This is a genomic window from Vibrio cortegadensis (assembly GCF_024347395.1).
In the GTDB taxonomy this organism is placed as follows: Bacteria; Pseudomonadota; Gammaproteobacteria; order Enterobacterales; family Vibrionaceae; genus Vibrio; species Vibrio cortegadensis.
Map to the genome: position 1 here is coordinate 868,317 of NZ_AP025472.1, position 26,564 is coordinate 894,880.

Annotated in this window: 28 protein-coding genes and 1 tRNA gene; 22 read left to right on the top strand and 7 right to left on the bottom strand. The window is 43.1% G+C overall.

What is annotated here, in order from left to right; translation table 11 throughout:
• Nucleotides 1-5: 5 nt before the first annotated feature.
• The 6 genes from tsaB to rnd all read left to right on the top strand — a co-directional run bounded on the left by tsaB (nt 6) and on the right by rnd (nt 5,747).
• Nucleotides 6-707 carry a tRNA (adenosine(37)-N6)-threonylcarbamoyltransferase complex dimerization subunit type 1 TsaB gene (gene tsaB, locus OCV39_RS04075; RefSeq protein ID WP_261889065.1) on the top strand — a complete coding sequence of 234 codons (702 nt, stop codon included), beginning with the start codon at nt 6-8 and terminating at the stop codon, nt 705-707.
• A 98-nt stretch (nt 708-805) separates the two neighbouring features.
• On the top strand, nt 806-1,105 hold the full coding sequence (locus tag OCV39_RS04080; protein WP_017051327.1) for a hypothetical protein: 300 nt from the start codon (nt 806-808) through the stop codon (nt 1,103-1,105).
• Between the two features lie 25 nt (nt 1,106-1,130).
• Nucleotides 1,131-1,697, top strand: a complete 567-nt coding sequence (locus tag OCV39_RS04085) for a Slp family lipoprotein (RefSeq protein ID WP_113795855.1) — start codon at nt 1,131-1,133, stop codon at nt 1,695-1,697.
• A gap of 93 nt (nt 1,698-1,790) precedes the next feature.
• On the top strand, nt 1,791-2,645 hold the full coding sequence (locus OCV39_RS04090) for an alpha/beta fold hydrolase (RefSeq protein WP_261889066.1): 855 nt from the start codon (nt 1,791-1,793) through the stop codon (nt 2,643-2,645).
• 108 nt (nt 2,646-2,753) lie between these two features.
• Nucleotides 2,754-4,454, top strand: coding sequence for a long-chain-fatty-acid--CoA ligase FadD (gene fadD, locus OCV39_RS04095; protein WP_017051325.1), 1,701 nt, complete (start codon nt 2,754-2,756; stop codon nt 4,452-4,454).
• Nucleotides 4,455-4,625: 171 nt separating this feature from the next.
• Complete coding sequence (gene rnd, locus OCV39_RS04100) at nt 4,626-5,747, top strand: ribonuclease D (RefSeq protein WP_261889067.1); 1,122 nt, start codon at nt 4,626-4,628, stop codon at nt 5,745-5,747.
• 120 nt (nt 5,748-5,867) lie between these two features.
• On the opposite strand, the gene minE is transcribed toward rnd, so the two are convergent.
• The 3 genes from minE to minC are packed head-to-tail and all read right to left on the bottom strand — an operon-like array spanning nt 5,868 to nt 7,631.
• A complete protein-coding gene (gene minE / locus OCV39_RS04105; RefSeq protein ID WP_017051323.1) occupies nt 5,868-6,131 on the bottom strand; it encodes a cell division topological specificity factor MinE in 264 nt (87 codons plus the stop codon).
• A gap of 6 nt (nt 6,132-6,137) precedes the next feature.
• Complete coding sequence (minD, locus tag OCV39_RS04110; RefSeq protein WP_017051322.1) at nt 6,138-6,950, bottom strand: septum site-determining protein MinD; 813 nt, start codon at nt 6,948-6,950, stop codon at nt 6,138-6,140.
• An 18-nt stretch (nt 6,951-6,968) separates the two neighbouring features.
• Nucleotides 6,969-7,631, bottom strand: coding sequence for a septum site-determining protein MinC (minC, locus tag OCV39_RS04115; protein ID WP_017051321.1), 663 nt, complete (start codon nt 7,629-7,631; stop codon nt 6,969-6,971).
• Nucleotides 7,632-7,817: 186 nt separating this feature from the next.
• Between minC and OCV39_RS04120 the strand changes: the two genes are divergently transcribed.
• On the top strand, nt 7,818-8,099 hold the full coding sequence (locus OCV39_RS04120) for a YcgL domain-containing protein (protein ID WP_017051320.1): 282 nt from the start codon (nt 7,818-7,820) through the stop codon (nt 8,097-8,099).
• Between the two features lie 69 nt (nt 8,100-8,168).
• Nucleotides 8,169-9,134 (top strand): lytic murein transglycosylase, encoded by a 966-nt coding sequence (locus OCV39_RS04125; protein ID WP_261889471.1) that lies wholly within the window; start codon nt 8,169-8,171, stop codon nt 9,132-9,134.
• Between the two features lie 324 nt (nt 9,135-9,458).
• On the opposite strand, the gene folD is transcribed toward OCV39_RS04125, so the two are convergent.
• Nucleotides 9,459-10,313, bottom strand: coding sequence for a bifunctional methylenetetrahydrofolate dehydrogenase/methenyltetrahydrofolate cyclohydrolase FolD (folD, locus tag OCV39_RS04130; protein WP_261889068.1), 855 nt, complete (start codon nt 10,311-10,313; stop codon nt 9,459-9,461).
• 214 nt (nt 10,314-10,527) lie between these two features.
• On the opposite strand from folD, the gene OCV39_RS04135 reads away from it, so the two are divergent.
• From OCV39_RS04135 to OCV39_RS04170, 8 genes are all read left to right on the top strand, one after another.
• Nucleotides 10,528-10,604 (top strand) — tRNA-Arg (locus OCV39_RS04135).
• 303 nt (nt 10,605-10,907) lie between these two features.
• Nucleotides 10,908-11,537 (top strand): LysE family translocator, encoded by a 630-nt coding sequence (locus OCV39_RS04140; RefSeq protein WP_261889472.1) that lies wholly within the window; start codon nt 10,908-10,910, stop codon nt 11,535-11,537.
• Nucleotides 11,538-11,822: 285 nt separating this feature from the next.
• Entirely contained in the window at nt 11,823-12,551 is a 729-nt protein-coding gene (locus OCV39_RS04145) for a response regulator (RefSeq protein WP_261889069.1), read from the top strand.
• A gap of 33 nt (nt 12,552-12,584) precedes the next feature.
• Entirely contained in the window at nt 12,585-14,039 is a 1,455-nt protein-coding gene (locus OCV39_RS04150; protein ID WP_261889070.1) for an ATP-binding protein, read from the top strand.
• A gap of 98 nt (nt 14,040-14,137) precedes the next feature.
• Entirely contained in the window at nt 14,138-15,385 is a 1,248-nt protein-coding gene (locus OCV39_RS04155; RefSeq protein WP_261889071.1) for an ABC transporter substrate-binding protein, read from the top strand.
• Between the two features lie 178 nt (nt 15,386-15,563).
• Complete coding sequence (locus OCV39_RS04160) at nt 15,564-16,502, top strand: carbohydrate ABC transporter permease (protein ID WP_113795863.1); 939 nt, start codon at nt 15,564-15,566, stop codon at nt 16,500-16,502.
• Entirely contained in the window at nt 16,499-17,356 is an 858-nt protein-coding gene (locus tag OCV39_RS04165) for a carbohydrate ABC transporter permease (RefSeq protein WP_113795864.1), read from the top strand. Before OCV39_RS04160 ends, OCV39_RS04165 begins: the two co-directional genes overlap by 4 nt.
• A 5-nt stretch (nt 17,357-17,361) precedes the next feature.
• Nucleotides 17,362-18,474, top strand: a complete 1,113-nt coding sequence (locus OCV39_RS04170; RefSeq protein ID WP_261889072.1) for an ABC transporter ATP-binding protein — start codon at nt 17,362-17,364, stop codon at nt 18,472-18,474.
• A 169-nt stretch (nt 18,475-18,643) separates the two neighbouring features.
• On the opposite strand, the gene OCV39_RS04175 is transcribed toward OCV39_RS04170, so the two are convergent.
• On the bottom strand, nt 18,644-19,249 hold the full coding sequence (locus tag OCV39_RS04175; protein WP_261889073.1) for a TetR/AcrR family transcriptional regulator: 606 nt from the start codon (nt 19,247-19,249) through the stop codon (nt 18,644-18,646).
• A 562-nt stretch (nt 19,250-19,811) separates the two neighbouring features.
• Between OCV39_RS04175 and OCV39_RS04180 the strand changes: the two genes are divergently transcribed.
• The 4 genes from OCV39_RS04180 (at nt 19,812) to OCV39_RS04195 (ending at nt 23,896) form a co-directional block, all read left to right on the top strand.
• Nucleotides 19,812-21,230 (top strand): APC family permease, encoded by a 1,419-nt coding sequence (locus OCV39_RS04180; RefSeq protein WP_261889074.1) that lies wholly within the window; start codon nt 19,812-19,814, stop codon nt 21,228-21,230.
• 17 nt (nt 21,231-21,247) lie between these two features.
• Entirely contained in the window at nt 21,248-22,339 is a 1,092-nt protein-coding gene (gene aguA / locus OCV39_RS04185) for an agmatine deiminase (RefSeq protein WP_261889075.1), read from the top strand.
• A 130-nt stretch (nt 22,340-22,469) separates the two neighbouring features.
• Nucleotides 22,470-23,516: an ornithine carbamoyltransferase gene (gene argF, locus OCV39_RS04190; RefSeq protein ID WP_261889076.1), complete on the top strand. Its 1,047-nt coding sequence runs from the start codon at nt 22,470-22,472 to the stop codon at nt 23,514-23,516.
• A gap of 119 nt (nt 23,517-23,635) precedes the next feature.
• Entirely contained in the window at nt 23,636-23,896 is a 261-nt protein-coding gene (locus tag OCV39_RS04195) for a DUF5062 family protein (RefSeq protein WP_171756131.1), read from the top strand.
• 118 nt (nt 23,897-24,014) lie between these two features.
• On the opposite strand, the gene OCV39_RS04200 is transcribed toward OCV39_RS04195, so the two are convergent.
• Nucleotides 24,015-24,845, bottom strand: a complete 831-nt coding sequence (locus tag OCV39_RS04200; protein WP_171756130.1) for a GGDEF domain-containing protein — start codon at nt 24,843-24,845, stop codon at nt 24,015-24,017.
• Nucleotides 24,846-25,307: 462 nt separating this feature from the next.
• Between OCV39_RS04200 and OCV39_RS04205 the strand changes: the two genes are divergently transcribed.
• Both OCV39_RS04205 and ykgO read left to right on the top strand, forming a co-directional pair.
• Entirely contained in the window at nt 25,308-25,577 is a 270-nt protein-coding gene (locus tag OCV39_RS04205) for a type B 50S ribosomal protein L31 (RefSeq protein ID WP_017053343.1), read from the top strand.
• Nucleotide 25,578: 1 nt separating this feature from the next.
• A complete protein-coding gene (ykgO, locus tag OCV39_RS04210) occupies nt 25,579-25,719 on the top strand; it encodes a type B 50S ribosomal protein L36 (RefSeq protein WP_171756129.1) in 141 nt (46 codons plus the stop codon).
• Between the two features lie 125 nt (nt 25,720-25,844).
• On the opposite strand, the gene OCV39_RS04215 is transcribed toward ykgO, so the two are convergent.
• Entirely contained in the window at nt 25,845-26,282 is a 438-nt protein-coding gene (locus OCV39_RS04215) for a hypothetical protein (RefSeq protein WP_171756128.1), read from the bottom strand.
• Nucleotides 26,283-26,564: the final 282 nt, after the last annotated feature.

Consider the following 26,564-nt stretch of genomic DNA (forward strand, 5'->3'; position numbering starts at 1 on the left):
TATTGATGAGCGCGAAAATTCTTGCTTTGGACACATCAACAGAAAACTGTTCTGTTGCACTTATGGTAAACGGACAGACTTACGTTCGTAGTGAAATCGCACCGCGAGACCATACAAAAAAGATCCTACCAATGGTGGATGAAGTACTCAAAGAAGCGGGTATTTCGCTGAACGATTTAGATGCACTTGCGTTTGGGCGTGGGCCAGGTAGTTTTACCGGTGTAAGAATTGGCATCGGAATTGCGCAAGGATTAGCGTTTGGTGCCGATCTTCCTATGATCGGAATTTCAACGCTTGCCGCGATGGCTCAAGGTACATACCGCGTGAATGGTCATACCAATGTTGCTTGTGCGATTGATGCTCGAATGAGTGAAGTTTACTGGGGACGTTTTACTCGTCAAGATGATGGCAACTGGGTTGTTGAGGATTCTGAATGCGTGATCCCTCCAGCGGAGCTAGTAGAACACTCGCAATCCGATACATTAACTTGGGGTCACTCAGGTACTGGATGGGACGCATATAGCGACGAATTCTCTGGTTTAGCACTTCAACTTGAAAAGAGTGACGTTCTTTTCCCTGAAGCCCAAGATATTGCTTTTCTAGCGCAGTACGAATGGGAAAATGGCAATACCGTTCAGGCTGAAGAGGCAAGCCCGGTCTATTTACGAGATAAAGTGGCGTGGAAAAAGCTTCCAGGTCGAGAGTAGTCTATATACTGTAAGTGAGGGCGAGTAAAACTTGTCTTCACTTTCATTTTCGACTTTAGTTAAAACTATAGCCGAGAGCTTTGCTGCATAGGGTATTTATGGCATCAATTAATGGCTTACCTCCTTCGATTGTCCCTAATACAAAGAAAACGACAAGAAAGAACGAGGTAAAAAAAGGACAAGGTAGTACTTCAGTTGGTCAACCAACTAAAGTGGCGAATGCTGTTGCCAACTCAATTAAACATGTCAGCGAATCTGATATCCGTGATGCTCAAATCCAATATGATCTTCCCCCTGAAGGTCGAGCAAGAAAAGCTATGGAACAGTATATGGGTGTGATGAACCAAGCAAAAAGAGAGGAACTTGCTCAGCTGCTTGGCGTCGATATATACATCTAATCACTTTTTATTTTATACATAGGCGATGATTATGCTTATTTCTCAATCCATTCGCAGTTGCTGCATATTACTCTTTTTTGCCATGCTTTCTGGTTGCTCTTCTTTACCTGCTGAGTTAGTTAGCCGGACGGAAACCCCGATTTTAACCTACCAAAACTGGCTTGATACTGATCCGGACACAAAGGCTGATATCCGCATTGGTGGCGTAATTGCGCAGGTAACGAATTTAGAAAACCGCTCTCGAATCGAAGTAGTGAACTTGCCACTTAACTCTGTAGGTAAACCCGATTTGGATGCGGAGCCAAAAGGGCGATTTGTTGCGTATGTCGATGGCTACCTTGAATCGCTTAGTTATGCTCAAGGCCGTCTCATTTCGTTGGTAGGAACCATTGATCAACCTGAATCTGGAAAAGTGGGAGAGTATGACTACACCTTTCCGGTCATGCAGGTTTATGGAAAGCGTTTATGGCGTGTAGAAGAGCGAGTTGTAGTTCAAGACGATATTATGCATTTACACTCTTGCCGTAGTTTATATTGCCGTAGCTTCAATTATGGGCCCAAACAAGGTCGTATTGTTCAAGAAGTAAAATAATGTCGTTTAAGAGTTAAGAGTTAAGAGTTAAGAGTTAAAAAGCACGAGCCAATTGACGGCTTTCGCATAGCATATATAGCCGTAGGAATTTTTGTGTATCAGTCCACGCAGTACCCAACCGCCAGCGGATCAATCTCTACCATTGAAATAGGGGAACCATCGACCGCGCTGGTAACCCTCGTCTTTATCCATGGTTGGCTAGATAATGCAGCCAGTTTTGTGAGTGTGTTTGAGCAACTAGCGTCTGTATCGCATATACACGCGATTGCTATTGATTTGCCGGGGCATGGTTTATCAAGCCATAAATCAGCATCCAGCTATTACCCCTTTCATGACTATATTGATGATATTTACCAAGTTTTGCACAAAATATCGCCAAACAAACTGGTATTGGTGGGACATTCACTTGGTGCATTGATAGCAAGTTGTTATAGTGCCGCCTTTCCTGAACAAGTGGCGGGATTAGTTCAAATTGAAGGCAAGGGGCCTCTTTCTGAATCTCCTCAAAAGAGCGTACAGCGTATGCGAAATGGGGTTCTAAGTAGGCAACGACAACAGCGCAAGCCTTCTCGCCCTTTACGGAGCCAAGAAGATGCCATTATGCTGCGGGCACATGTCAATGAACTGCCACGTGAAACCATTGCACCTATCGTGAAACGGGGAACCGTGCTTAAAGATGGCCATTGGCATTGGAGTCATGACCAGCGGTTAAAGTGCGACTCGATATATCGAATGTCGCCTGAGCATGCACAAGTCATTAACATGGCGATTCAATGTGAACAGCTGATCATTCTCGGTGATAACGGTTTTGACTATTTGTTGAATGATAGCGACACCTTTCATAATGTTCGAGCGAAATTAGTTACAATTCCAGGTGGGCATCATTGTCATTTGGAATATCCAGAACGAGTTTCAGAGCTAATTCTTGGCTTAGTTAACAAAATTTAAACAAGTGTTTGAGTGTTTCGTGCTCAAGTGCTCCGGCTGTGCTGTAATAGTCTGCAATTGATTAATCGCGGCAATAAGACCGTCAGCCCAATTACGAGGAATTTTATTGTGGATAAACCTTGGCTAACACGCTATCCAAATGACGTACCAGAAACAATTAACCCAGATCAATACCATTCATTAATCGATATGTTTGAGCAGTCCGTACAGAAGTATGCGGATCAGCCCGCATTTATGAATATGGGTTCGGTGATGACTTTCCGTAAATTAGAAGAGCGTAGCCGAGCATTCGCAGCATATTTGCAAAATGATTTAAAATTGCAAAAAGGCGATCGTGTTGCGTTGATGATGCCAAACTTATTGCAATACCCAGTAGCGCTATTTGGTGTACTACGTGCGGGTATGATTGCAGTCAATGTGAACCCTCTTTACACCCCTCGTGAGTTAGAACACCAACTCAACGATGCGGATGCAAAAGCTATTGTGATTGTCTCAAACTTTGCAAGTACGTTAGAAAAAGTGGTGGATAACACGCCAGTTAAGCATGTTGTCCTGACCAGCTTAGGACAAATGCTACCAAGAGCGAAGGGAACCATCGTTGACTTTGTGGTGAAATACGTCAAAGGAATGGTGCCAAAATACGATCTTCCTGGTGCAATATCTTTCCGAAAAGCGTTACATAAAGGCCGTCGCCTTCAGTATGTAAAACCGTTCATGACGGGCGATGATATTGCATTCTTACAATACACTGGTGGCACAACTGGTGTGGCGAAAGGTGCAATTTTGACTCACCGTAATATGCTGGCAAATGTCCTACAAGCTAAAGGTGCATACGGGCCAGTGCTTACTGAAGGACGCGAAACCGTCGTCACGGCTCTTCCGCTTTACCACGTGTTTGCGCTGACGGTAAACTGCTTGCTGTTCATTGAGATTGGCGGTAATAACTTGTTGATCACCAATCCACGAGATATCCCTGGCTTTATCAAAGAGCTGCAAAAGAACTCTTTCACTGCGATTACGGGTGTGAATACACTATTTAATGCGCTAGTGAATAATGAAGATTTCCATGAGCTTGATTTTAGTAACCTGCGTTTGGCTGTTGGTGGTGGAATGGCAGTGCAACGAGCGGTTGCTGACCAGTGGAAGAAAATCACAGGTGGTTACTTATTAGAAGGCTACGGGCTGACAGAGTGTTCACCTTTAGTTGCCGCTTACCCTTATGATTTAACTGAATATAATGGATCGATTGGTTTACCGGTTCCTTCGACTGAAGTTCGAATTGTTGATGAAGAAGGTAATCATATTGGTAATGATCAAGTGGGCGAATTGCAGGTTCGTGGCCCGCAAGTGATGCAAGGTTACTGGCAGCGTCCTGAAGCGACTAAAGATGTGATCGATCAAGATGGCTGGTTATCCACTGGCGATATCGTGAAGTTTGATGATGATGGTTTCTTGCATATTGTTGATCGTAAAAAAGATATGATCTTGGTTTCTGGTTTCAATGTTTACCCGAATGAGATTGAAGACGTCGTTGCTCTACATGGCAAGGTGCTTGAAGTTGCGGCAATCGGTCAGCCACATGATGTTTCTGGTGAACTGGTGAAAATCTATGTGGTTAAACGTGATCCTAGCTTAACCAAAGAAGAGATTATCGCACACTGTAGAGAACATCTAACGGGTTATAAAATTCCTAAGATTGTTGAATTCAAAGAAGACCTACCAAAAACCAATGTTGGTAAGATTCTACGTCGCGTGCTTCGAGAAGAGAATGACGCGAGAATCGAGCAATCTTCAAAACCAGCGGCTTAGTTTTTATAGACAGATACCTTTATGAGTAGTGTCTATAGAGAAGCCTTTGTGTAGCGCGACGATTTGAGTAATAAGTACAACACGCTACATAGGTTTAATGATAAAATGCCGGCCGCTAATGCCGGCATTTTTTATTGCTCTTATACAGATAAGAGTTTCGAGAGAGTATTTGTGAATTACCAAATCATTACCGAGTTGAAAGATCTAGAGCGAGTTTGCCAACAAGCCCGTGAAGTTGATGTTGTGATGCTAGATACCGAGTTTGTCCGCACCAGAACCTTCTATCCAATCTTAGGCTTGATACAGTTATTTGATGGTAAAACCTTATCACTTATCGATCCGGTTGCTTTGGATGACATGACACCATTCGTTTCACTGCTGCAAGACACATCAGTTCTGAAAGTGTTGCATGCTTGCGGTGAAGATCTAGAAGTGTTCCAAAACTCATTTGGTTGCACGCCATTCCCAATGGTCGATACACAAGTGATGGCGGCATTTTTAGGCCACGGCTTATCGACAGGTTTTGCGACATTAGTGAATGAGTTTATCGGCATTGAATTAGATAAGAGTGAGTCAAGAACTGACTGGGTTGCTCGTCCTCTTACCACTCGCCAACTCGAATATGCGGCAGCAGACGTATTCTACTTAATGCCGCTTTATGAGAAGTTACTTGAAAAAGTAACCGAGGCCGGCTGGTGGGAAGCCGCACAGCAAGAGTCTGATTTACTGGTTTCTAAGCGTATCAAGAATATTGACCCTGAAATGGTTTATACCAATATCAAAGGGGCGTGGCAGCTTACACCACAGCAACTGGCTATTCTGAAGCCGTTAGCAACGTGGCGTTATCAAGAAGCGATTCGTCGTGATTTAGCGTTGAACTTTGTGTTTAAAGAGCAAGAACTGTGGACGGTTGCACGATACTCAATGAAGAACCAAAGGCAAATGGAACAAGAAGGTATTGATCCTCGCTCTATTCGTCGCCACGGTGCAAAAATAGCGTCAATTATTAGTGTGGCAGAGCAAACGCCAGAAGATGAATATCCAGATGTTATTGAACGTTTGATGGACTACCCGGGCTACAAGCAGATCTTTAAAGTGCTTAAAGATGAAGTAAAGCGAGTGTCACAATCGTCAGGGCTATCACCAGAGTTTTTGGCTTCAAAGAAACAGCTAAATCAGTTCTTGAGCTGGGTTTGGAAGAAAAACCGAGATTCAGCGAAGTTGCCGGATGTGATGCAAGGTTGGAGATTGGAGATTTTAGGTCAACGTTTAGATAAGTTGCTTGAAGCTTAATTGTACTGAACCCAAAACATAAAAAAGGGTGAAAATGTCGATGACGTTTTCACCCTTTTTGTATCTGTGACTTTTAACGTATTACGCTATTTTGAACGTATTTACTCGCGGTACGCCAAATTACTTTTCGTCGTCTGGTAATTTAACATTCAGTTCTAAAACCGAAATGTCATCGCCTTTGTGCTCAAATGAAAGGTCAACCATTGATGGGTCAACGTCAACGTATTTAGCGATCACTTTAAGAATATCTTCTTTTAGTTGAGGCAAATAAGATGGTGCGGGATCATTATGACTACGGCGCTCTGCAACAATAATTTGCAGGCGTTCTTTCGCCAAGTTAGCGGTTGTCTTTTTTTGTGGACGGAAAAACTCTAATAATGACATGACAAATTAGCCCCCAAATAGTCGTTTGAAAATGCCTTTCTTCTCTTCAACTAGGAAGCGAAAATCTACTTGTTCACCCAATAGACGGGCAACAGCATCGTCATAGGCCATACCAGCATCAGATTGTTCATCAAAAATAACGGGCACACCTTTATTTGATGCATTGAGTACTGCTTGGCTTTCAGGAATAACCCCTAGCAATGAGATATGTAGGATCTCTTCTACATCTTCTACGCTAAGCATTTCACCTTGATTAACACGAGCTGGGTTGTAACGAGTTAGCAAGAGGTGCTGTTTAACAGGTTCTAACCCTTCCTCCGCTCGGCGAGACTTAGAATCAAGAATGCCCAAAATTCGGTCTGAATCGCGAACAGAAGAGACTTCTGGGTTAGTCGTGACGATTGCTTCATCAGCAAAGTATAGCGCCATTAACGCACCTTGCTCGATACCCGCAGGAGAATCACAGATAATAAAATCAAAGCCCATCTCATCCAGTTCAGCGAATACTCGTTTTACGCCATCTTTTGTCAGCGCATCTTTATCACGAGTTTGGGATGCAGGAAGAATGAAAAGATTCTCAGTGCGCTTATCTTTGATCATCGCTTGATTCAGAGTCGCTTCACCGTTGATCACGTTTACAAAATCATAAACAACGCGGCGTTCACAGCCCATGATCAAATCAAGATTTCGTAAGCCAATATCAAAATCAATTACCGCGGTTTTCTTGCCTTTTAAAGCAAGGCCCGATGCGATAGCGGCGCTGGATGTCGTCTTCCCAACCCCACCTTTACCTGACGTTACAACAATAATGCGTGCCATTATTTTATCCTTAATAATTTAAATACTGAGTACATCTAAATGGAGAACGTCATCAGTCATGCTTAGCATCACTTTTTTCTGCCAGTACTCACTTTCAATTTGATCGCTGAGCCAGTAATTTCCTGCAATGGAAACCAGCTCGGCTTGTAAATCGTTACAAATCACTTTTGCTTCTTTTTGACCGCTTGCCCCTGCGATAGCGCGACCACGCAACGTCCCATGAATGTGAATGCTACCATCGGCAATCACCTCAGCTCCGGCACTGACATGGTTCAAAATAACCAGATCGGCATCTTTTGCGTAAACTTGCTGGCCTGAACGAATAGGCGTTCGGACAATTTTTGTGGGAGCCATTTTTGCAGGCGCTTGTGAAGGCGTTTTGCTTGCCGTCATCACTGCGAACCCAGCTTCAGAGGCTAAGTTTTGCTCACGTTTATCTTTGCAGCCAGTAACACCAACAGGAATCATCCCAGCGTTGGTGATGCCTTGCTTCAGTTCCGCGAAATCAATATCGCCTTGAACTTTACTAATGTTTATCACAACAGGAGCAGAAGCGAAGAAAGAGGGGGCTTGAGCCACTTTCTCATTTAAAAAATCAACCGTACTAGCAACTTGATTATCAGATAAATGCAAAACTGATAGAGTAAAGCTGCTACCTTTTAGGTCTGGTGTAGTAGACATCGAAAACTTAAGACCTCAGTGGAATAGGCATTGCCTGAAACTAGGCATGTCATGTTATATTCCCAATTCAAGCACAGCAAGTTATCTTGTTGTCAAATGAACGTTTTATTCTCAAAATTGTATAAAGATTGAGAATTCATAAAGAATCTCTGTATTGGCAGAGAGAATTACTAAAGAAGGCTTGTCATGCTGTGTTCTATTTATAAAAGCTCAAAGAAAGAAGGTACATACTTATACATCCCAAAAAAGGATGATTTTTCACAAGTTCCTGACACTTTGATGCAGATGTTCGGCAAACCTAGCTTTGTTATGGTTATCAAAACGGAAGGCCGTACACTGGCTCAAGTTGATATCGAAAAGGTGAAAGAGTCGTTAGCCTCGGATGGCTACTTCTTGCAGTTACCACCACCGCCAGAAAACTTATTAGAGCAACACAAAGAACGAAAAGCGCAACAACGTAAGAGCTAAAAAAATGAAAGCTAATTAGCTTAAGGAGCCCGTTTGAAATCAGTACTGTCTATCTTGCTTAGTGTAGGGATCGCTAGTCTCTCAACAACTTCGGCCTATGCCGATAGCGATTCTGTAGAAAAACCCAGTTTTGAGCAATATGTTGAACAATTAAAGCAGCAAGGTCGTGAGCAAGGGATCTCTGAGCAGATTTTATCACAAGCGTTTGCTGACGTGACTTACAAACCGAGAGCAGTAACAGCGGATCGCAATCAGCCTGAAAAGAAGCTGACCTTGGATGAGTATATTCCCCGAGCAGTGCCAGACTGGAAAGTTAAGCAAGCGAAAACCCTTTATAAGCAGCACTACGCTGAACTGAAAAAAATTGGTGATGAATATGGGGTTCAGCCTCGATTCATTGTCGCGTTATGGGGCGTTGAAAGTAACTTTGGGAAATTCACCGGTAATTATAACGTCATCGATGCATTATCGACTCTTGCTTATGAGGGGCGTCGTGAAGCCTTTTTCCGTAAAGAGACCATGGCAGCATTAACCATTCTAAATGAAGGTCATATTGAGCCGGAAAATTTGAAAGGTTCATGGGCAGGCGCGATGGGCCAACCTCAGTTTATGCCATCTTCATTTTTAGCTTATGCTGCTGATGGTAATGGTGATGGCAAAAAAGATATTTGGAGTAGCGAAGCGGATGTTTTCGCCTCTGCTGCCAGCTATTTAAGCCAATCGGGTTGGGATGATACTTATACGTGGGGAAGGCAAGTACGAGTGCCTCACTCCATCTCTACCGAGCTACAAGGTCGTGATGCAGAGAAGGCCAAAACGCTGGAAGAGTGGCAAGCGTTAGGTGTGACTCGTTATAACGGTAAGCCTCTTCCTAAGTTGGACAAGCCGCTGAATGCTTGGCTGATCTTACCTGATGATGTCGACGGGCGAGCTTATCTTATTTACAACAACTACAATGTATTGATGAAGTGGAACCGCTCGTATTACTTTGCATTAGCGGTTAGCCATTTGGCCGATAGAATCAAGTTTCATTAGTCAAAGCGTAATAATACCAATCACAGTAAGTAGGTGGTCATAAAAAGCGCAGGAAAAATGCTTGAGAACAAGGCAGAAATTTTCGATAAGTAGTTATTCTACAATCAAAATTTCTAACGCCGTTATCGAGTATTTTAACAAGCTAGGATGACCAGTTATTTACTACGATTGGTATAATCATCCGCTAGATCGAAAACACCGCTCACTATTCATGGGCGGTGTTTTTTTGTTTAAATCGCTGTTATTGCAGTCATTACTATTATCGATCAGTCGCTGCTTTGAACTTGAAACAAGAACAAGTGACAGCAGCGATTAGTCATAGATTTAACGGCGATATTGCTCACAAGCGATCATGGTATTTTCAATCAAGCTCGCCACTGTCATCGGGCCAACACCACCTGGAACTGGGGTGATAAAGCTGGCTTTCTCTTTCGCGACATCGTACTCAACATCACCAACTAACTTGCCTGACTCTTGGCGGTTGATGCCCACATCGACCACAACTGCGCCTTCTTTAATCCATGCGCCAGGGATAAAGTTTGCTTTACCCACTGCGACCACAACCACATCCGCTTGGCGTACATGGCTTTCAAGATCTTTGGTGAAACGGTGGCAAGTTGTTGTTGTACAACCCGCTAGAAGGAGTTCCAGCGTCATAGGACGGCCAACAATGTTCGATGCACCAACCACAACCGCATGTTTACCGCGCAGGTCGATATTGTAGCGGTCAAGTAGGGTGATGATCCCTTTTGGCGTGCAAGAACGAAGCTTAGGAATACGTTGTGCTAAGCGACCGACGTTATAAGGGTGGAAGCCATCAACGTCTTTTTCCGGAGTGATACGCTCTAAGATATGGGTGGTATCAATGCCTGCTGGAAGAGGCAGTTGCACTAAGATGCCATCGATTTCAGGATCTTCATTGAGTTGGTCAACTAAAGCGAGCAGTTCATTTTCACTTGCCGTAGCAGGTAAGTCATAAGATTTTGAGACGAAGCCAACTTCATCACAAGCTCTACGCTTACTTCCAACATAGACTTGTGAGGCTGAATCTTCACCGACTAAGACTACCGCTAGGCCGGGAGCTCGCAGTCCGGCTTCTCTTCGCGCTTTTACACGTGCGGCGACTTCCGAGCGAACCGTTTGAGAAATTAACTTTCCATCAATGTTTTGAGCAGTCATGACTTTCCTTAGAAAATGGTCTTGAAAATAGAGATGTTAATAATTTTTAGCGCATTGTGGCAGAAATTGTTTTTTATTTCCATTAAGCAATCGTTTGCTTTGTTCTATTTTTCATCACATAAGCACCAGTTGAGCTTTTTTTGGTCATTCAGATCATAATGTTAGATAAAAGCGTTGCTTTAGCTCTGTCATCTCGTATAATTCACCCCACAAAGCGCCCTTAGCTCAGCTGGATAGAGCACCTGCCTTCTAAGCAGGTGGTCACAGGTTCGAATCCTGTAGGGCGTACCATATTGAAAGAACCGCTGTAAGTGTATGCTTGCAGCGGTTTTTTGCATTATGAACTTTTATTTTACTTCTGCAGTTAATACCTCTTATCTCTCTGATTTTCCTCTTCTCTGTTTATCTCGACATACAAATAACCACTGATAAATTAAGGTTTTATGCATTTGATTTCATTTCAAATGTTTGGCATGTTGTCTTACTACTTGTTGATTTAATCTCTCTTTTAAAGCGGTACTAGAACGAAATGATTAACGTGTAAATCGCCATTAGCATGAGGCTGAATGGATTCTTTCATCAAAGGAGAAGATGATGACCATAGAAACATGGATGTACTATTTACTTGCCGTTTTGATACTAACTGCCTCTCCAGGGCCCAGTTCACTGCTGTGTATGACCAAAGCGGTGAGTTCAGGTTTTAAGTTGTCGATCTTTACGGCCTTGGGAAGCTTAACCGCCATTACTGGAATTTTAACGTTGTCGTTTACCGGACTAGGGGTGCTAATTGCCTCATCTGAAATGGTGTTCAATATTGTTAAATGGACAGGGGCGGCTTACTTGGTTTACTTAGGTTGGAAAGCGTTGATCTCGACGCAAGAGTCTTATCAAATTGATGGTCAGGCTCAACCTGATAATGCGAAGCGCATCGCTCATTTTACGAGTGGTTTCATTGTCGGAGCCAGCAACCCTAAAGCCATTTTATTCTTTACCGCTCTTTTCCCACAGTTCATTGACCCTAACGCTTCATTGCTTGCTCAATATGCAGTATTTGCGACGACCTTTGCTTGTATGGAACTCTCTTGGCTGCTCTTTTATGCCTACCTTGGTTCTAAGTTCTCAAACTGGATATTAGCCAAAGGGAGAGCCAAGTTATTTAATAAGCTTACAGGCGGTGTATTTATGAGTGCAGGCATCTTGCTTTCCACCACCAGTCGCTCTTAAACCCTTAACTCTTTAAGTGATCGGGAATTCTTTCGGTTATAGCAGATTCGATGTTGCTGCGGATTCTCGGTGGCAACATTCTCGGTGGCAAAATTGGTATCGTTATCAGCATTGAGACAAAAAATCCAAATTAGGTGCACATCAAAAACCTTGGCTAAGTTTCTAGTCAGCGTAAATTGTGATCATTGCCCTGCTTAGTCTCTAATAATTATATAAATAGGCATGATTAAACGTGTCGGCCAGATTTACACTGTGTTAATTCGATGTAATGAGAAAGGTTTAGGGATGCACACAAAGACTCACATACTGGTTGTTGATGATGATCAGGAGATCCGAGAACTACTCGAAGAGTATCTCACCAAGTCTGGATTTTTTGTGTCGTCTGTCAGTGATGGTGTGGAGTTAGCGCAAGCAATAGAAGTTAACGGTTATCCTGACCTGATTTTGCTTGATGTAATGTTACCGGGTGAAGATGGATTCACACTGTGTCAAAAAGTTCGAAAACACTCCAACGTTCCCATTATTATGCTGACAGCGGTGTCCGATGAGACCGATCAAATCATTGGTCTTGAAATTGGTGCTGATGATTATATCGCGAAGCCATTCAGCCCTCGTCAGTTAATGGCGCGAATAAAAGCCTTGCTACGTCGCGTTCAGGCTAGTGATGAGAAGCCGAGCGATGCACTTCCTAAGTTGATCACTTTTGGTGATTGGCAGCTCGATACTTTAGCGCATCGAATTATCAACCTTGAGAATAACGATGAGCATGACCTGTCAGGGAGTGATTTTTCTCTGTTGATGCTGTTTTTGTCGCGTCCTAATGAAGTCTTAGATCGAGATACCATCTCATTTGCGACTCGTGGCAGAGAGGCCCTACCGTTTGAGCGTGGGATTGATGTTCAACTCAGTCGTTTGCGTCACCGATTGGGTGATAGCGGTAAATATCCTCACTATATTAAAACCATGCGTGGAAACGGCTACATTCTGGCGGTTCCAGTCAGTATTGAGCATTAACTTCTGATGTTAATCAACGGATGAGGAATTAACATGAAGCGCAAAGAGCCATTCAGTGTACTTCGCCCCAACTCTTTAGTGGCAAGAACCTTGTGGTTGACGCTTATTGCTGTGGTTCTGGCTCAAGGTGTGGCGACAGGAATTTGGTACCATCAGTCAAAGCAGAAAGAGCTTGAGGGTATTCGTTCTACTTCTGCCAGTATGGCAAATATGTTTGCCTCAACCGTCACCTTTTTTCAGTCGCTTCCCGTAAAATATCGCCATATCGTATTGGACCAAATCCGCAATATGGGGGGCACTCGCTTCTTTGTCTCATTCAATAAAAACGAACTCATCGTTGAGCCGATTCCGGATACCCAATTGAAACTGGTCGCGATGGATTCAGTGAAACAAGTGCTGGAGAGTAAGCTCAATAAAGTGGAAACCGTGTTGGTTGATTTTTCACCACCTGAAAAACTACGCTTGTTGAAAAATGACATTTATCTTAGCGACCTCCCCAAGTCATGGGCGCACCACACTTTGACCTTAGAGCCACTGAACCCTCCTGTGTTGGTGGTCCAAATTCAGCTTGCCGAACATGAATGGGTCTACATCGCGGCTTTACTTCCGGCTCCTTATGTCAGCTTAGATGACACCATTTTAGGCCGAGAACAGATGATGTTTTTACTCTTCTCGACGATTTTGTTGTTAGTGCTTACATACCTGATGATACGGCGTCAGGTTAGGCCATTAAAAAACCTAGCCAAAGCTGCGAATGAAATGAGTATGGATATCGATCAACCGCCATTACGTGAAGAAGGGGCGACAGAACTGGTCACCGCGACGCGTGCTTTTAATCGAATGCAGATGCGTATTAGGCGTTATGTGGCAGATAGAGAACATCTCTTTTCTGCGATCTCTCACGATCTCAAAACGCCTATTACTCGGTTGAGGTTACGAGCAGAATTGCTGGAAGATGAGGTAAAGCGAAACAAGTTCAATCGCGATCTTGATGAGTTAGAGATCATGGTGAAAGGGGCGTTGCAATGCGTTCGCGATACGGATTTGCATGAGAACAACGCCTATGTCGATCTCAATGACATGCTATTTTCGGTGATGGAATCCCATAATCAGAAAGCAATAAAGGTTGAGTTTGCTCGTACTGATATTGAACCGATTGTAGCGAAGCCTTTAGCGATTAAACGAGTATTAACCAACCTGATTGATAACGGCGTGAAGTATGGTCACCGAGCCAACGTGACATTGGAAGAGTTCGATGACTGGGTCGCGATTACCATTACTGATCACGGCGAAGGGATCCCCGAAGATAAGTTAGAAGCCGTATTCGAACCTTACTTTCGGATTGCAACTGACAGTGAAGGTCATGGTTTAGGGCTTGGGATCTGCCGTAATATTCTTCATGGACATGGGGGAGATCTCATTATCAGCAACTCACTAAATAGCGGATTAATCGCGCAAGTCTTTATACCACGTAGTCTGGATGTCTAATGTAACAATTGTGTTACATGGGGCTTACCTTTTGTTTCAATCTTATCAATCAGATTAAGTAGACTCTCTATTGAACCGGACAAACATGGAAGAACATAATGAAACTCAATAAAACCCTACTTACTCTATCTCTTCTTGCAGCTTCAACATTCTCTCAAGCGGGCGAGGTGGAAGTGCTTCACTGGTGGACGGCTGGTGGCGAAGCGAAATCTGCAGCGGTACTGAAAGAGATGATTGAAGCACAAGGCCATACATGGAAAGACTTTGCAGTGGCTGGTGGTGGCGGTGAAAGTGCGATGACCGTTTTGAAAACTCGAGCTGTGTCGGGCAATCCTCCATCTGCGGCGCAGATCAAAGGTCATGATATTCAAGAGTGGGGTGGTTTAGGTTTTCTAACGTCTCTCGATGCAACTGCAAAACAAGAAAAGTGGGACGAACTGCTACCAGCGGTTGTGACTAAAGTGATGAAGTGGGATGGTGAATACGTGGCGGTTCCTGTCAATGTTCACCGTGTTAACTGGCTTTGGGCTAACCCTGTTGTTTTAGAAAAATCAGGCGTTACGGTTCCGACTACATTAGATGAGTTCTTTGTTGCGGCAGACAAGATTAAAGCGGCTGGCTTCATTCCATTGGCTCATGGTGGTCAGCCTTGGCAAGACGCGACGGTATTCGAAGCAGTGGCTCTCGACGTGCTAGGCAGTGAAGATTACAACAAAGCGTTCGTAGAACTTGATATGGACGTGTTATCTGGCGACAAAATGGTGGAAGTATTCACCAAATTCAAAAAGATGCGTGACTACATCGACAGCAACTCTCCAGGTCGTGATTGGAACGTCGCAACGTCAATGGTTATTAATGGCGAAGCCGCGATGCAGATCATGGGTGACTGGGCGAAAGGCGAATTTACTGCGGCAGGCAAAGTGCCGGGTAAAGATTACATCTGTGCACCAGCACCGGGCACCGATGGCCAGTTCACTTTCAACATCGATAGCTTTGCGTTCTTTGAGTTGAGTGACAAAGAGAACCAAAAAGCGCAGCAAGACCTAGCGAAAACCATTCTTACCAAAGATTTCCAAGAAGTCTTCAACCTTAACAAAGGTTCTATCCCTGTACGTCTAGATATGGACATGTCTAAATTCGACCAATGTGCGTTGGATTCAATGGCTACCTTCAAAGCGAGTGCTGAATCGGGCGATCTTGTTCCGAGTATGGCTCACGGTCTAGCGACGACAAGCTACGCTCAAGGCGCGATTTACGACGTGGTGACCAACTTCTTTAACGAGAAAAATGCCGATCCAAAACAAGCAGCCGCTAAGTTAGCGAAAGCAGTGAAAGCCGCTATCTAATCTAACTTGATAAGCAGCGACGAGCACGTGAGAGATGTATGTCTGCTTATTCCAAACCCCCAGGGTGGATAGGCTCGTAAGGAGTCTATCTACTCTTCATTCCCAATTCTGAAATGCGTGATGCTGATGTGGTGCCAAAAGGTAAACCATCGGTTCGATTGTGCAACAGGGATCAGTTATGGAGCATGTTTTGACTAAGTCGACTCCAAAATCCACAAGGAACCAGCCTGCACCAAAGCCCAGTTTTGCTGACAGGTTACAACATTGGTTACCTAAAATAGTACTAGCGCCCACCGCGTTAGTGACCGTGGTGTGTATCTACGGCTATATTTTTTGGACGGCCGCGTTGTCGTTCACCAACTCTCGATTTTTACCCAGCTTTAACTTCGTTGGTTTAACTCAATATGAAAAGCTAATGGATAATGATCGCTGGATAACCTCAATCACTAACCTCGGTGTATTTGGTTTTCTGTTCATGGCGATTGCTATCTTGTTAGGTGTTGGTTTGGCTGTATTGCTTGATCAGAATATCCGCCAAGAAGGGGCGATTCGTACTATCTATCTCTACCCAATGGCGCTGTCATTCATCGTGACAGGTACGGCGTGGAAATGGATTCTGAACCCGGGGCTTGGCATTGAAAAATTGATGCAAGATTGGGGTTTTACGGACTTTAAATTTGATTGGTTAGTCGACTCTGAAATGTCGGTGTATACCTTGGTTATCGCGGCACTTTGGCAATCATCAGGCTTCGTGATGGCGATGTTCTTAGCGGGCCTTCGCGGTATCGATTCATCAATCATCAAGGCCGCTCAAATTGATGGAGCAAGCTTACCCACTATTTATCTCAAAATCATTTTGCCTTGCTTGCGCCCTGTGGTTTTCAGTGCGGTGATCATTACCTCACACATTGCGATTAAGAGCTTTGATCTTGTGACGGCAATGACGGCGGGTGGCCCAGGCTATTCATCGGATCTTCCAGCGCTCTTCATGTACGCCCACTCCTTTACTCGCGGCCAAATTGGCCTTGGTGCTGCTAGCGCCATGATGATGCTTGCTGGTATTTTAGCGATTCTCGTGCCTTACCTTTACTCTGAACTTAGGGAGAAAAAGTCATGATGAACAACATTAACTTTGCTCGAATCTTTATTTATTCAGCACTGCTTTTCTTCTGCTTGGTGTACTTAATGCCATTGTTCGTAATGGCGCTCACTTCATTCAAAACTCTGCCAGACATCAAGGCGGGTAACTTAATGAGCTTGCCGAAAGAGTGGGTGTTCGATGCTTGGTATAAAGCGTGGGATACCGCCTGTACGGGGGTGAAATGTGAAGGTATTAAAGGCTATTTCTGGAACTCATTCCAAATGGTGATCCCTGCGGTCGCGATCTCAACATTGTTGGGTGCATTCAATGGTTATGTAGTGACAAAGTGGCAATTCAGAGGATCGAACCTGTTCTTTAGTTTGTTGTTATTCGGCTGCTTCATCCCATTCCAAGTGGTGCTGTTACCAATGGCAACCATGCTTGGCAAGATGGGCTTAGCGAATACCACGATTGGTTTGGTGATTGTGCACGTTATCTATGGCATGGCATTTACTACGTTGTTTTTCCGTAACTTCTACATCTCGATTCCTGATGAACTGATTAAAGCAGCAAAGCTTGATGGTGCAGGCTTCTTTACGATTTTCTTCAAGATTTTATTACCGATCTCCACACCGATCATAATGGTGACGGTGATCTGGCAGTTCACCGCAATCTGGAATGATTTCTTGTTCGGAGTAGTCTATTCGGGGGCAGAGACGCAGCCGATTACCGTGGCATTAAATAACTTAGTCAACACCAGCACTGGCGTAAAAGAGTATAACGTCGATATGGCCGCTGCGATTATCGCCGCACTGCCAACGCTATTGGTGTATGTCTTCGCAGGAAAATATTTTGTTCGTGGTTTAACCGCCGGATCAGTAAAAGGATAATTATCATGGCGACATTAGATTTAAAGCAGATCCGTAAAACCTATCGCAACGCGGACAATGAAACACTTAAGGGCATCGACATTAGTATCGATTCGGGGGAATTTTTGATACTTGTCGGCCCTTCGGGGTGTGGAAAATCCACCCTGATGAATACCATTGCTGGTTTGGAAAGTATTAGCTCTGGCGAGATCATGATCGATGGTGTCGATGTAGCACAAGTTGAACCGAAAGATCGCGATATTGCGATGGTGTTCCAGTCCTATGCGCTTTACCCAAACATGACGGTACGTGGCAATATCGCTTTTGGGTTAAAAATCAAAAAAATGCCCAAAGATGAAATCGATGCTGAAGTGAATCGAGTGGCAGAAATGCTGCAAATTGATCAACTTCTGAATCGCAAACCGTCGCAACTTTCAGGTGGACAAAGACAAAGGGTCGCCATGGGCCGTGCGCTTGCCCGTCGTCCAAAATTGTATCTATTTGATGAACCGTTATCGAACTTAGATGCAAAACTGCGGGTTGAGATGCGCCACCAAATAAAGCGACTTCACCAACAATTAAATACCACCATAGTGTATGTCACTCATGACCAAATTGAAGCCATGACATTAGCAGATAGGATCGCGGTGATGAAAGATGGTGAGCTACAACAACTAGGAACGCCAAAAGAGATCTACACTCGTCCGAATAATATGTTTGTTGCTGGCTTTATGGGGTCACCATCGATGAACTTCATCAAGACAATGGTGGATCTAGATGTCGAACAGAACCCAATCATTAAGGTGATAGGGACTGAAAACCAAGAGCACCATATTCGCTTACCACAATCGATGCGCGAGCAAGATGGCAAAGAGGTGGTGATCGGATTAAGGCCAGAACATATTACCGATCAAGCAGGGGATGATGTTTCCGCGTCTACCTTGCTTGATCTGAAATTAGAGGTTTTGGAACCCACTGGGCCAGATACTATCGCGATGGTGAAAGTGAACGATCAAGAGGTGGCTTGTCGTTTGTCTCCTGAGTTTGAAGTGACCGTTGGACAAATGGCGCCATTGCATTTTGATTTATCGAAAGCAGTATTCTTTGACGCGCAAACAGAAGCGAGAATTGATTTCTAATTCGGAAGGAAAACGGTAAATCGAATCAGAAGGCAACGCCGGAATTGATATGTTGCCTTTTTTTTGTTCTGCTAAGTTCTAAGTTCTAAGTTCTAAGTTCTAAGTTCTAAGTTCTAAGTTCTAAGTTCTAAGTTCTAAGTTCTTGACCATGACCATGACCATTAACGGTTTAAACGGCTCGTTGGCAAATATGAGGGATATAGAGTTTGAGATAAGATTCAGTAAGGCGAACCGCTTCGTTGGCAAGTTCAGGTGTGATGCAACCATGTTGACGATAAGACAGTGAATAAATTTTGTCTGCCACTTGCAACGAAATCGCAAACACATTGATGGGTTGCGATAATTGCGGAACGTCGAAGTACCGTCGATAAATTATCTCAACTTCATTACCCAAAATCAGGTCATGTTCGGTATCTGCATGGCCTAATTCGGTAAAGGTATGGCGCCCTAAAATCAGCTTTCTCGCAATAGGGTTAGTGTTGTAATAGTTCACATAAGCCGTTTCAATCATGCGATTAATATCCGTCCAATGCGTCACTTTCTCGGCATCAATACACTGATGTAGCAAGGCGTCAAAATCCTTAAATACATCATTAAGCAAATTTTGGAACAGGTTTTCAATGTTTGGATAGTGGTGATAGACGGTAGACGTTGCCATTCCGCACTCTTTCGCTACATCGTACATAGAGATATCTGTGGCTTCACGGCGTTCCATTAACTGGGCCACGGCATCATGGATTTTCAGTAGCTTCTCTTGCGTTGTTACTTTTCGCATACGTCGGTGCTCACTTTCATTGAAGCGTTCAAAAAACATAAAGAGTTGTGGGCCAAAAATCCATTCTATTAATCTGAAATTTGACTCAACCCCTCTTTATGTCTCTCTCATGTTGGCTTTGCCAATACATAAAGTTAAACGATATTGACGCTGAATACGTATTCCTCACTTGTCTCTCAAATGCATATGGCGAGAGGCAAACAAAATCCCCTTTACTGTATTGAAATTCTCGCAGTGTATAGAGGATAAAAATCACAATTCGATAGCTGCTCTCTATTTTGCATAGTTAATTGTTCTCTCATCACATATCGCAGCAATAATCGCCAAATTCGGCAGATATGTGATCTTCAATTTGAAACTCAAACCTCAAGGAATAACCGTAAAAACAATTGATAAAAATCAAAGATTCCGGCGATGATGATTTTTTGTTCAATTTTTGTTGGGTTTATTTCATTTTTATTCAAGGTTCGTTTATCCAAAACCGATATTCAATTTTCATCCCAGTTCAACTTGTTGCTTTGCCGTTTAATTAATCCCGTATTAATCATTAAGGAATTAAGCGATGAGTAACGAAACGCAAGGAAAAATGGGGGTTACGGGAATTGCACTCTTTACATTGTGTGCAGTACTAGTAGTCGACACATTAACTGCGTCAGCCAGCATTGGTGTCAGTGCGATTGGTTGGTGGGTCTTAATGTTAATCTTCTTTGTGATCCCCTATGGGTTGATCACGTCTGAATTAAGTACAACATACCCAGGCGAGGGTGGTATTTACGACTGGGTAAAAGAAGCATTCAATTTTAAATGGGCGGTTAGAACAACATGGTTCTACTGGATCAACGTTGGCTTATGGATGCCTGCGGTTTACATCATGTTTGCGGGAATGTTTGCCGAACTCTTTATGCCTGAGCTCTCTTTATGGGGCCAGATTGCCATTTGTATATTACTCACATGGTTAACGGTTTGGATTTGTAATGTGTCTGCTGATATCGGTGTTTGGGTGACCAATATCGGCGCCGTCTTAAAAATAGTTGTCATCAGCACATTAGGTGTCGGCGGGTTTATTTATGCGATGAAAAATGGCGTAGCCAACGAATTTACCCTACCAGCAATGATGCCTTCGCTTGATTCTGCGGTCACTTTCTTACCCGCTATTGTATTTAATTTGATGGGCTTCGAACTGGTTGCGACCATGACAAAAGAGATGAAAGATGTACGCGACATGCCTAAAGCTGTCTTCCTTTCTATTGGTATCACTGCTTTCCTATACATTTTTGGTACTGTTGGCATCTTGATGGCTCTGCCAGTTGAAAGCATTGGTCTGGTTTCTGGTTTGATTGACACTTTTAGAACACTATTTGGTGAAGGTGCATTCGGTACGGCAATGGTTTATCTATTCGGTACATTCGCACTGTTAACTCTTATTGGCAACATGGTGAGTTGGACTATGGGTGCAAGCCGTGCCGCAGCGGAAGCAGCACAAGAGGGAGAACTTCCGGCACCTGTCGCGAAAATATCAGAGAAAGGCTCACCAGTCGGAGCAAACAACATCACGGGTATTGTATCAACGGTTGTTATCTTGTCTTACGCACTGTTTGCACAAGGGAACGATGATCTGTTTTGGTCAATATTTGCTTTCTCAAGTTGTATTTTCCTACTGCCTTACCTGTTCATGTTCCCAGCGTACTTGAAGCTTCGCGTGGTAGATGGTGAACGTGAACGTCCATTCAAAGTGCCGGGTGGCATGGCGATGCAGTGGATTATGTCAATTGTCTGTTTTCTTGTGGTTTTCCAAGCGGTGGTACTTTTCATCTTCCCAGAAGCGTTAGATCTAACGGTAGCGGATTGGGGATACACAGGACCAGTTCTGATAGGCGTTATCGCGACCATCCTTATTGGGGAATGGATTCTACTTGGCGCGTTGAAACGTAAGAAAGAACAAGAAGTGACAGAAATACATCATCAAGATGCTCAAGCGTAATCTAGGAGAATGAGATCATGAAAAAAACATTAGATAGCACACCAAAAAATGACAATTTCAGAATGCCAGGTGAGCATGAGCAACATCATGAAATTTGGATGGCATGGCCGGAACGTACTGATAACTGGCGTGATGGAGCAAAACCTGCACAGAAAGTGTTTGTGGATGTCGCGAAGCAGATTAGTAAAACGACACCAGTAACCATGCTTGCAAGCTCAGCCCAATACGATAACGCCGTGTCACGTCTGCCTGATGATATTCGCGTTTTGGAAGTGTCGACAGATGATTCGTGGATGCGTGATATCGGAGCAACATATGTCGTGAACGACCAAGGTGAACGTCGTGGAGTAGATTGGGAATTCAATGCTTGGGGCGGTTTAGTTGATGGGCTTTATTCACCATGGAATCGAGATAATCAAGTAGCTCAGAAGATGTGTGAGATTATCCGAGATTCTCGTTATAAAGCTCCGATTGTCTTAGAAGGTGGTTCTATCCACGTTGATGGTGAAGGGACGCTTTATACAACAGAAGAGTGTTTACTTCATGAGAGTCGCAACCCTGAATTCAATAAAGAGGAGATCACAGCCGTACTTTGTGAGCACCTCAATGTTGAGAAGATCATCTGGTTACCCCATGGTTTATACAACGATGAAACCAACGGTCATGTCGATAATATTCTCCATGTCGTTAAGCCAGGTGAAGTCGTGCTGACGTGGTGTGATGACGAAAACGATCCTCAATATGCGATCAGCCGAGAAGCGTACGACAGCATCACCAGCCAAACCGATGCAAAAGGGCGCAACATCAAAGTTCATAAACTGCCAATGCCGGGCCCGCTATTTATGTCAGCTGAAGAAGCGGCAGGAATTGATATAGCAGAAGGGATGGAACGTGAAGCGGGTGAACGTTTAGCGGCTTCTTATGCCAATTACCTAATCACCAACAAGCAGATAGTCTTGCCACTGCTTGATGAACGATACGACAACGACGTAATCGCGATGTTAGAAAATATCTACCCGGGTTATGAAGTGAACGGTGTCCCTGCGAGAGAAATCTTGCTTGGCGGTGGCAACATTCACTGCATCACTCAGCAAGTACCAAAGGTGTAACTATCGACTTAGCCATGGAAGTCAGTGGCTAAATCGATCACTAATTAAATCCAAAACATTATTTGAAACCGAATCGTCACGAGATCTACTCGAAAGAAAACGTGAACAACAATAAAAATAGGAACTTAAAATGAAATTACCTTCTTCTAGTGCAACTGAATTAAACAAATCAAACCTTGAGCATATGGTGTCAATGAAAGACTTCTCTGTAGCAGAGATGGACAACATGATGGAACTCATGACTTATTTGAAGCAGGCACGCAAAGACAATGCGATCCCACAACTGTTTAAAGGAAAATCTGTTGGGATGATTTTTGAAGCGGGCTCAACTCGTACTCGTGTCTCTTTTGAAGTTGCGGCAACATTGCTAGGCGGCCACGCACTATTCTTGTCTCCAAAAGATATTCACCTTGGTGGTAAAGAGTCGATTGATGATACTTCACGCGTACTTTCTCGTATGTGTGACATCATCATGGCTCGTACTAACAGCCCTGAAACACTTGATGGCTTACTTGAAATGTCGACAGTGCCAGTGATTAATGGCCTAGATACTCGTTTCCATCCAACACAGATGTTGGCCGATCTTTTCACCATCAGAGAGCACATCACAGACGGACGTAAACTCTCAGATTTAACTTTGGCATTCATGGGCGATGCAACGGATGTATGTCGTTCATTGATGCTGACTTGTGCTAAGTACGGCATGGGCTTCAAGCAGATTGGTCCTAAAAAATATCACATGGAGCAAGAGTGGATCGATATGGCTCTGAACTTCTGCGAAGAGTCTGGCGGCACGATTGAAATTACGGACGATGTAGAACGAATTAGCGATTGTGATGTGGTGTACGGTGATAGCTTCTACTGGGTTACTCAAATGGATGAGAAGGAAGAGCGTCTTGCGGCATTTATGCCTCACTATGTGATCACCGAAGAGTTAATGGCGAAAGCTCGTCCTGGTGCGATGTTACTTCACTGCCTACCAGCAAATGATAAAGAGGAAGTGACTCGTGGCGCACTAGAAAGTGAATACTCAGTGGCGTTTGATGAAGCAGAAAACCGACTAACGGCTCAAATGGCTATTTTGGTGTACTTCACTCATAAAGACGCGGTGATCCCAACGCAAGAGACGATTAAGCATCACGAAGATAAAATTAACGGCTTCTTAAAAACGTTATAACCGCCGTTGCTTTTAAGTGTAAATAAAACAGCGCCACATAAATCGCCCCGTATTCATATCGAGTCACGGGGCGTTTTTTTGCGCGTTAGCGATAGGCCAGTGAAAAGAGGGTTCTATCTATGTCAAAAAGTTCCAAGCTGCGTAATGAAGACAAACTGGTTAAGAAGGCGCTTGATATTGGCGGGAAGATGGCAAAGATGCAAGGCTTTAACCTACCGCAGTCACCACAACCTGATAGAGTAAAAGCGATTTACCTGTTTTTGGTCGATGCCAAACAGATCACGCCGTTACCTGATGGCAAACTCGACGGTGCAAACATCAAGCACAGGTTGGCTCTTTGGGTTCATAATGCGTTGCCAGACAACGACCCTCTAAAGTAAAAGTTACCATGATGCAGCCATGTGTTCATTTGTGAAATCGACTACGTCATTGGACATAAAACTGTCCAATGATCACGGGTAAAGTAATTGGCGAACAAGTTAGTTGTACATTAGAGCTTTAATTTTGGTAATGCTTGTATCCGTTTCGACCTTGTTCCTTAACTTGATATAGTGCCCTGTCAGCTTCACGGAATATTTGAGTGAAGGAGTCTAGTGAATTGTTTGTGGTGGTCGCTCCAATACTCAATCTAATGGGGATTGCTTTGATAGACAGTGATTTCATTGCACTATTTTGAATGCGCTTCATGAGTTTAATCGCTTCATTTTCGGAAGTGTTTGGGCAGATAATCACAAACTCATCCCCACCCCATCGGCCTAAATAATCGGCTGCTCTGATGTTGTTTTTGAGGTGGTTTGTTACCGTTATTAGAGCTTTGTCTCCTAACAAGTGTCCGTATGTATCATTAAATTTTTTAAACTTATCGACGTCGATAATAAGAATAGACGTGTTTGATTGTGTCTTTTTACTTTTATCGAGTACAGATTGAGTGATGTGTTCAAGACCAAATTTATTATATGTACTTGTGAGTGGGTCCTTATTGAGTTGCTGCTTTTGATGCTTTAATCGAGAGTGAACGCCAATTGCTACCAAGGCTACTCCTGTTAATGCGAGTACATCACCGAATAAAAAATCAATTATTTGACGGTTATTTAACCAAGCATGCAACACTTGAACTTCTTCTATGCACTCAAAAGCTTTGTTCAACATGAATAACAAGAATCCGAACTTCTCAATAGGAATAAACGATTCATACCCACTAATGAATACAATCATCACGGCGATAAGAGTAGCGTACTGAAAAATGAAGCTAGTAAAATCTACTATGTGAAATAGCAGTAAGAATGAAGGAGTGATTAAACTTAAAAAGATAGCAATGAATTTATCCATACGACAGACAAGATACCTAAAATGTTCTATTTGGAGAGTACTTTAGTGCTTATAAGTTTCGATAGCGATGTCGCAGCATGTAAACTTGAAATTATGAATGAAATATGTGTATAAGTTCACATTCATTCAGCATGAAGTTCGCCGCTTTCTATACCTCATTATTTTATTGGTGCAGATTTTAGTGGATGAGTAAACTTGGCCACTAGGTTAGAGGTGTTTGTAATACATTAAATAATCCATGAGATGATAATTTAGGAAAATGTGTAACTCAGAAATGTCCCCAGACTCTCTACAAACGATCGGCTCCAAGTGTGCCCAACTATTTCGAATTGAAATTCCCGAACTATCAAAAACATTAAACTAATGAGACCTATTATCATTTACCTGTCTATGCTGTTATGTTATAACATAACGCAAAATTGGTGGGCAGCAGCCTGCTATTGCTAATTTGAGGGAAATGATATGAAACCTGACATCCACCCGCAGTATCGTACTGTGGTATTTCATGACACGAGTGTTGATAAGTATTTTTTGATCGGCTCGACCTTACAAACAGACCGAGAAATTAAGTGGGAGGATGGCAAAACTTATCCTTACTACACGGTTGAAGTGTCGTCCGAGTCTCATCCATTTTATACAGGCAAGCAGCGTGTCATTCATAAAGAGGGTCGTGTGGCTAACTTTACTCGTCGTTTCGGTAGTTTGAATTCAGTAAAGCAGGGAGAGAAGTAACATGAAAGTATTAAATTCACTAAAGAGCGCCAAGAAGCGAAGCCCCGATTGTCAAATCGTCAAAAGAAAAGGGCGAATTTACGTTATCTGCAAATCAAACCCTCGCTTTAAGGCGGTTCAAGGTAAGAAGAAAAAGAATTAAGTTTAGATAGTTACAAAACAATATCACAATAAATCGCCCCGATTTCATAATGAAGTACGGGGCGATTTTTGCGAGTTCACAATACGAACACTCAACCAATCATGGTATGTCTGTGGTTCAATGTTCTATTTTTTGTTAGGACGAAACTTCCTGCCATCTTTAATATTCAGTACCATCAAGCTTAGGTTTACTGACCCTGCCATCAATTCTAAAAGTTGCACACCATAGAAAATCGAATCAAATTCACCGGCTTTGGCCCATTGGTTCAAGAAATACGCCGCAGGAATAAGAATCACAATCCCATTAAATGCAATGATTGGCATGCGTTTACTTTTCCGTTCAATCACTTTGCCTCTACGCTGCTTTGCCATTGCAGCTCCAGTTGCGCCAGCTGTCGCAATTGCGGGAACTAAGATAAATAGCCCCGGAAAAACGATCAAAGATTTCACTAATTGAATCGATTCTTTAGTACCAAAAATTTCAACCAATAGCGTTGAAGTAAAGAAGGTAGCAATACATAACGTGGCTGTGATTGCAGCAATACGATGGATGATAGGTTTCATAATTCTACTCGCTTAATTGGCAATTTGTTGTCAAAGTTAAATTTAGAATGATGTCATCATGTTGTCAACTTTGGTTTGTGTGGATAATAATGAATAGATTTTATTTGGTGCTAATTTCTCATGTTTTAATGAGATTATAATATTGAATTTAATGGATTTATATTGACATTGACGCTTTGGTTATGAAATGAAAAATAAAAGACTGTGGATCACTCATTGACAATTGGTTGTCGTTATTGGTATTTTGGCATTGTGTTGTCAATTTGATGCGGTATTACGCCT

Bases quoted from the DNA above. Each gene is read 5' to 3' on its own strand.
- OCV39_RS04145 (WP_261889069.1), top strand. From the start codon at position 11,823: ATGCACACAAAGACTCACATACTGGTTGTTGATGATGATCAGGAGATC.
- OCV39_RS04180 (WP_261889074.1), top strand. From the start codon at position 19,812: ATGAGTAACGAAACGCAAGGAAAAATGGGGGTTACGGGAATTGCACTC.
- tsaB (WP_261889065.1), top strand. From the start codon at position 6: ATGAGCGCGAAAATTCTTGCTTTGGACACATCAACAGAAAACTGTTCT.
- OCV39_RS04140 (WP_261889472.1), top strand. From the start codon at position 10,908: ATGACCATAGAAACATGGATGTACTATTTACTTGCCGTTTTGATACTA.
- OCV39_RS04195 (WP_171756131.1), top strand. From the start codon at position 23,636: ATGTCAAAAAGTTCCAAGCTGCGTAATGAAGACAAACTGGTTAAGAAG.
- OCV39_RS04205 (WP_017053343.1), top strand. From the start codon at position 25,308: ATGAAACCTGACATCCACCCGCAGTATCGTACTGTGGTATTTCATGAC.
- ykgO (WP_171756129.1), top strand. From the start codon at position 25,579: ATGAAAGTATTAAATTCACTAAAGAGCGCCAAGAAGCGAAGCCCCGAT.
- OCV39_RS04175 (WP_261889073.1), bottom strand. From the start codon at position 19,249: ATGCGAAAAGTAACAACGCAAGAGAAGCTACTGAAAATCCATGATGCC.
- OCV39_RS04085 (WP_113795855.1), top strand. From the start codon at position 1,131: ATGATTATGCTTATTTCTCAATCCATTCGCAGTTGCTGCATATTACTC.
- folD (WP_261889068.1), bottom strand. From the start codon at position 10,313: ATGACTGCTCAAAACATTGATGGAAAGTTAATTTCTCAAACGGTTCGC.
- OCV39_RS04215 (WP_171756128.1), bottom strand. From the start codon at position 26,282: ATGAAACCTATCATCCATCGTATTGCTGCAATCACAGCCACGTTATGT.
- minD (WP_017051322.1), bottom strand. From the start codon at position 6,950: ATGGCACGCATTATTGTTGTAACGTCAGGTAAAGGTGGGGTTGGGAAG.
- OCV39_RS04080 (WP_017051327.1), top strand. From the start codon at position 806: ATGGCATCAATTAATGGCTTACCTCCTTCGATTGTCCCTAATACAAAG.
- minC (WP_017051321.1), bottom strand. From the start codon at position 7,631: ATGTCTACTACACCAGACCTAAAAGGTAGCAGCTTTACTCTATCAGTT.
- OCV39_RS04200 (WP_171756130.1), bottom strand. From the start codon at position 24,845: ATGGATAAATTCATTGCTATCTTTTTAAGTTTAATCACTCCTTCATTC.
- OCV39_RS04160 (WP_113795863.1), top strand. From the start codon at position 15,564: ATGGAGCATGTTTTGACTAAGTCGACTCCAAAATCCACAAGGAACCAG.
- OCV39_RS04155 (WP_261889071.1), top strand. From the start codon at position 14,138: ATGAAACTCAATAAAACCCTACTTACTCTATCTCTTCTTGCAGCTTCA.
- OCV39_RS04165 (WP_113795864.1), top strand. From the start codon at position 16,499: ATGATGAACAACATTAACTTTGCTCGAATCTTTATTTATTCAGCACTG.
- OCV39_RS04120 (WP_017051320.1), top strand. From the start codon at position 7,818: ATGCTGTGTTCTATTTATAAAAGCTCAAAGAAAGAAGGTACATACTTA.
- minE (WP_017051323.1), bottom strand. From the start codon at position 6,131: ATGTCATTATTAGAGTTTTTCCGTCCACAAAAAAAGACAACCGCTAAC.
- aguA (WP_261889075.1), top strand. From the start codon at position 21,248: ATGAAAAAAACATTAGATAGCACACCAAAAAATGACAATTTCAGAATG.
- OCV39_RS04170 (WP_261889072.1), top strand. From the start codon at position 17,362: ATGGCGACATTAGATTTAAAGCAGATCCGTAAAACCTATCGCAACGCG.
- argF (WP_261889076.1), top strand. From the start codon at position 22,470: ATGAAATTACCTTCTTCTAGTGCAACTGAATTAAACAAATCAAACCTT.
- OCV39_RS04150 (WP_261889070.1), top strand. From the start codon at position 12,585: ATGAAGCGCAAAGAGCCATTCAGTGTACTTCGCCCCAACTCTTTAGTG.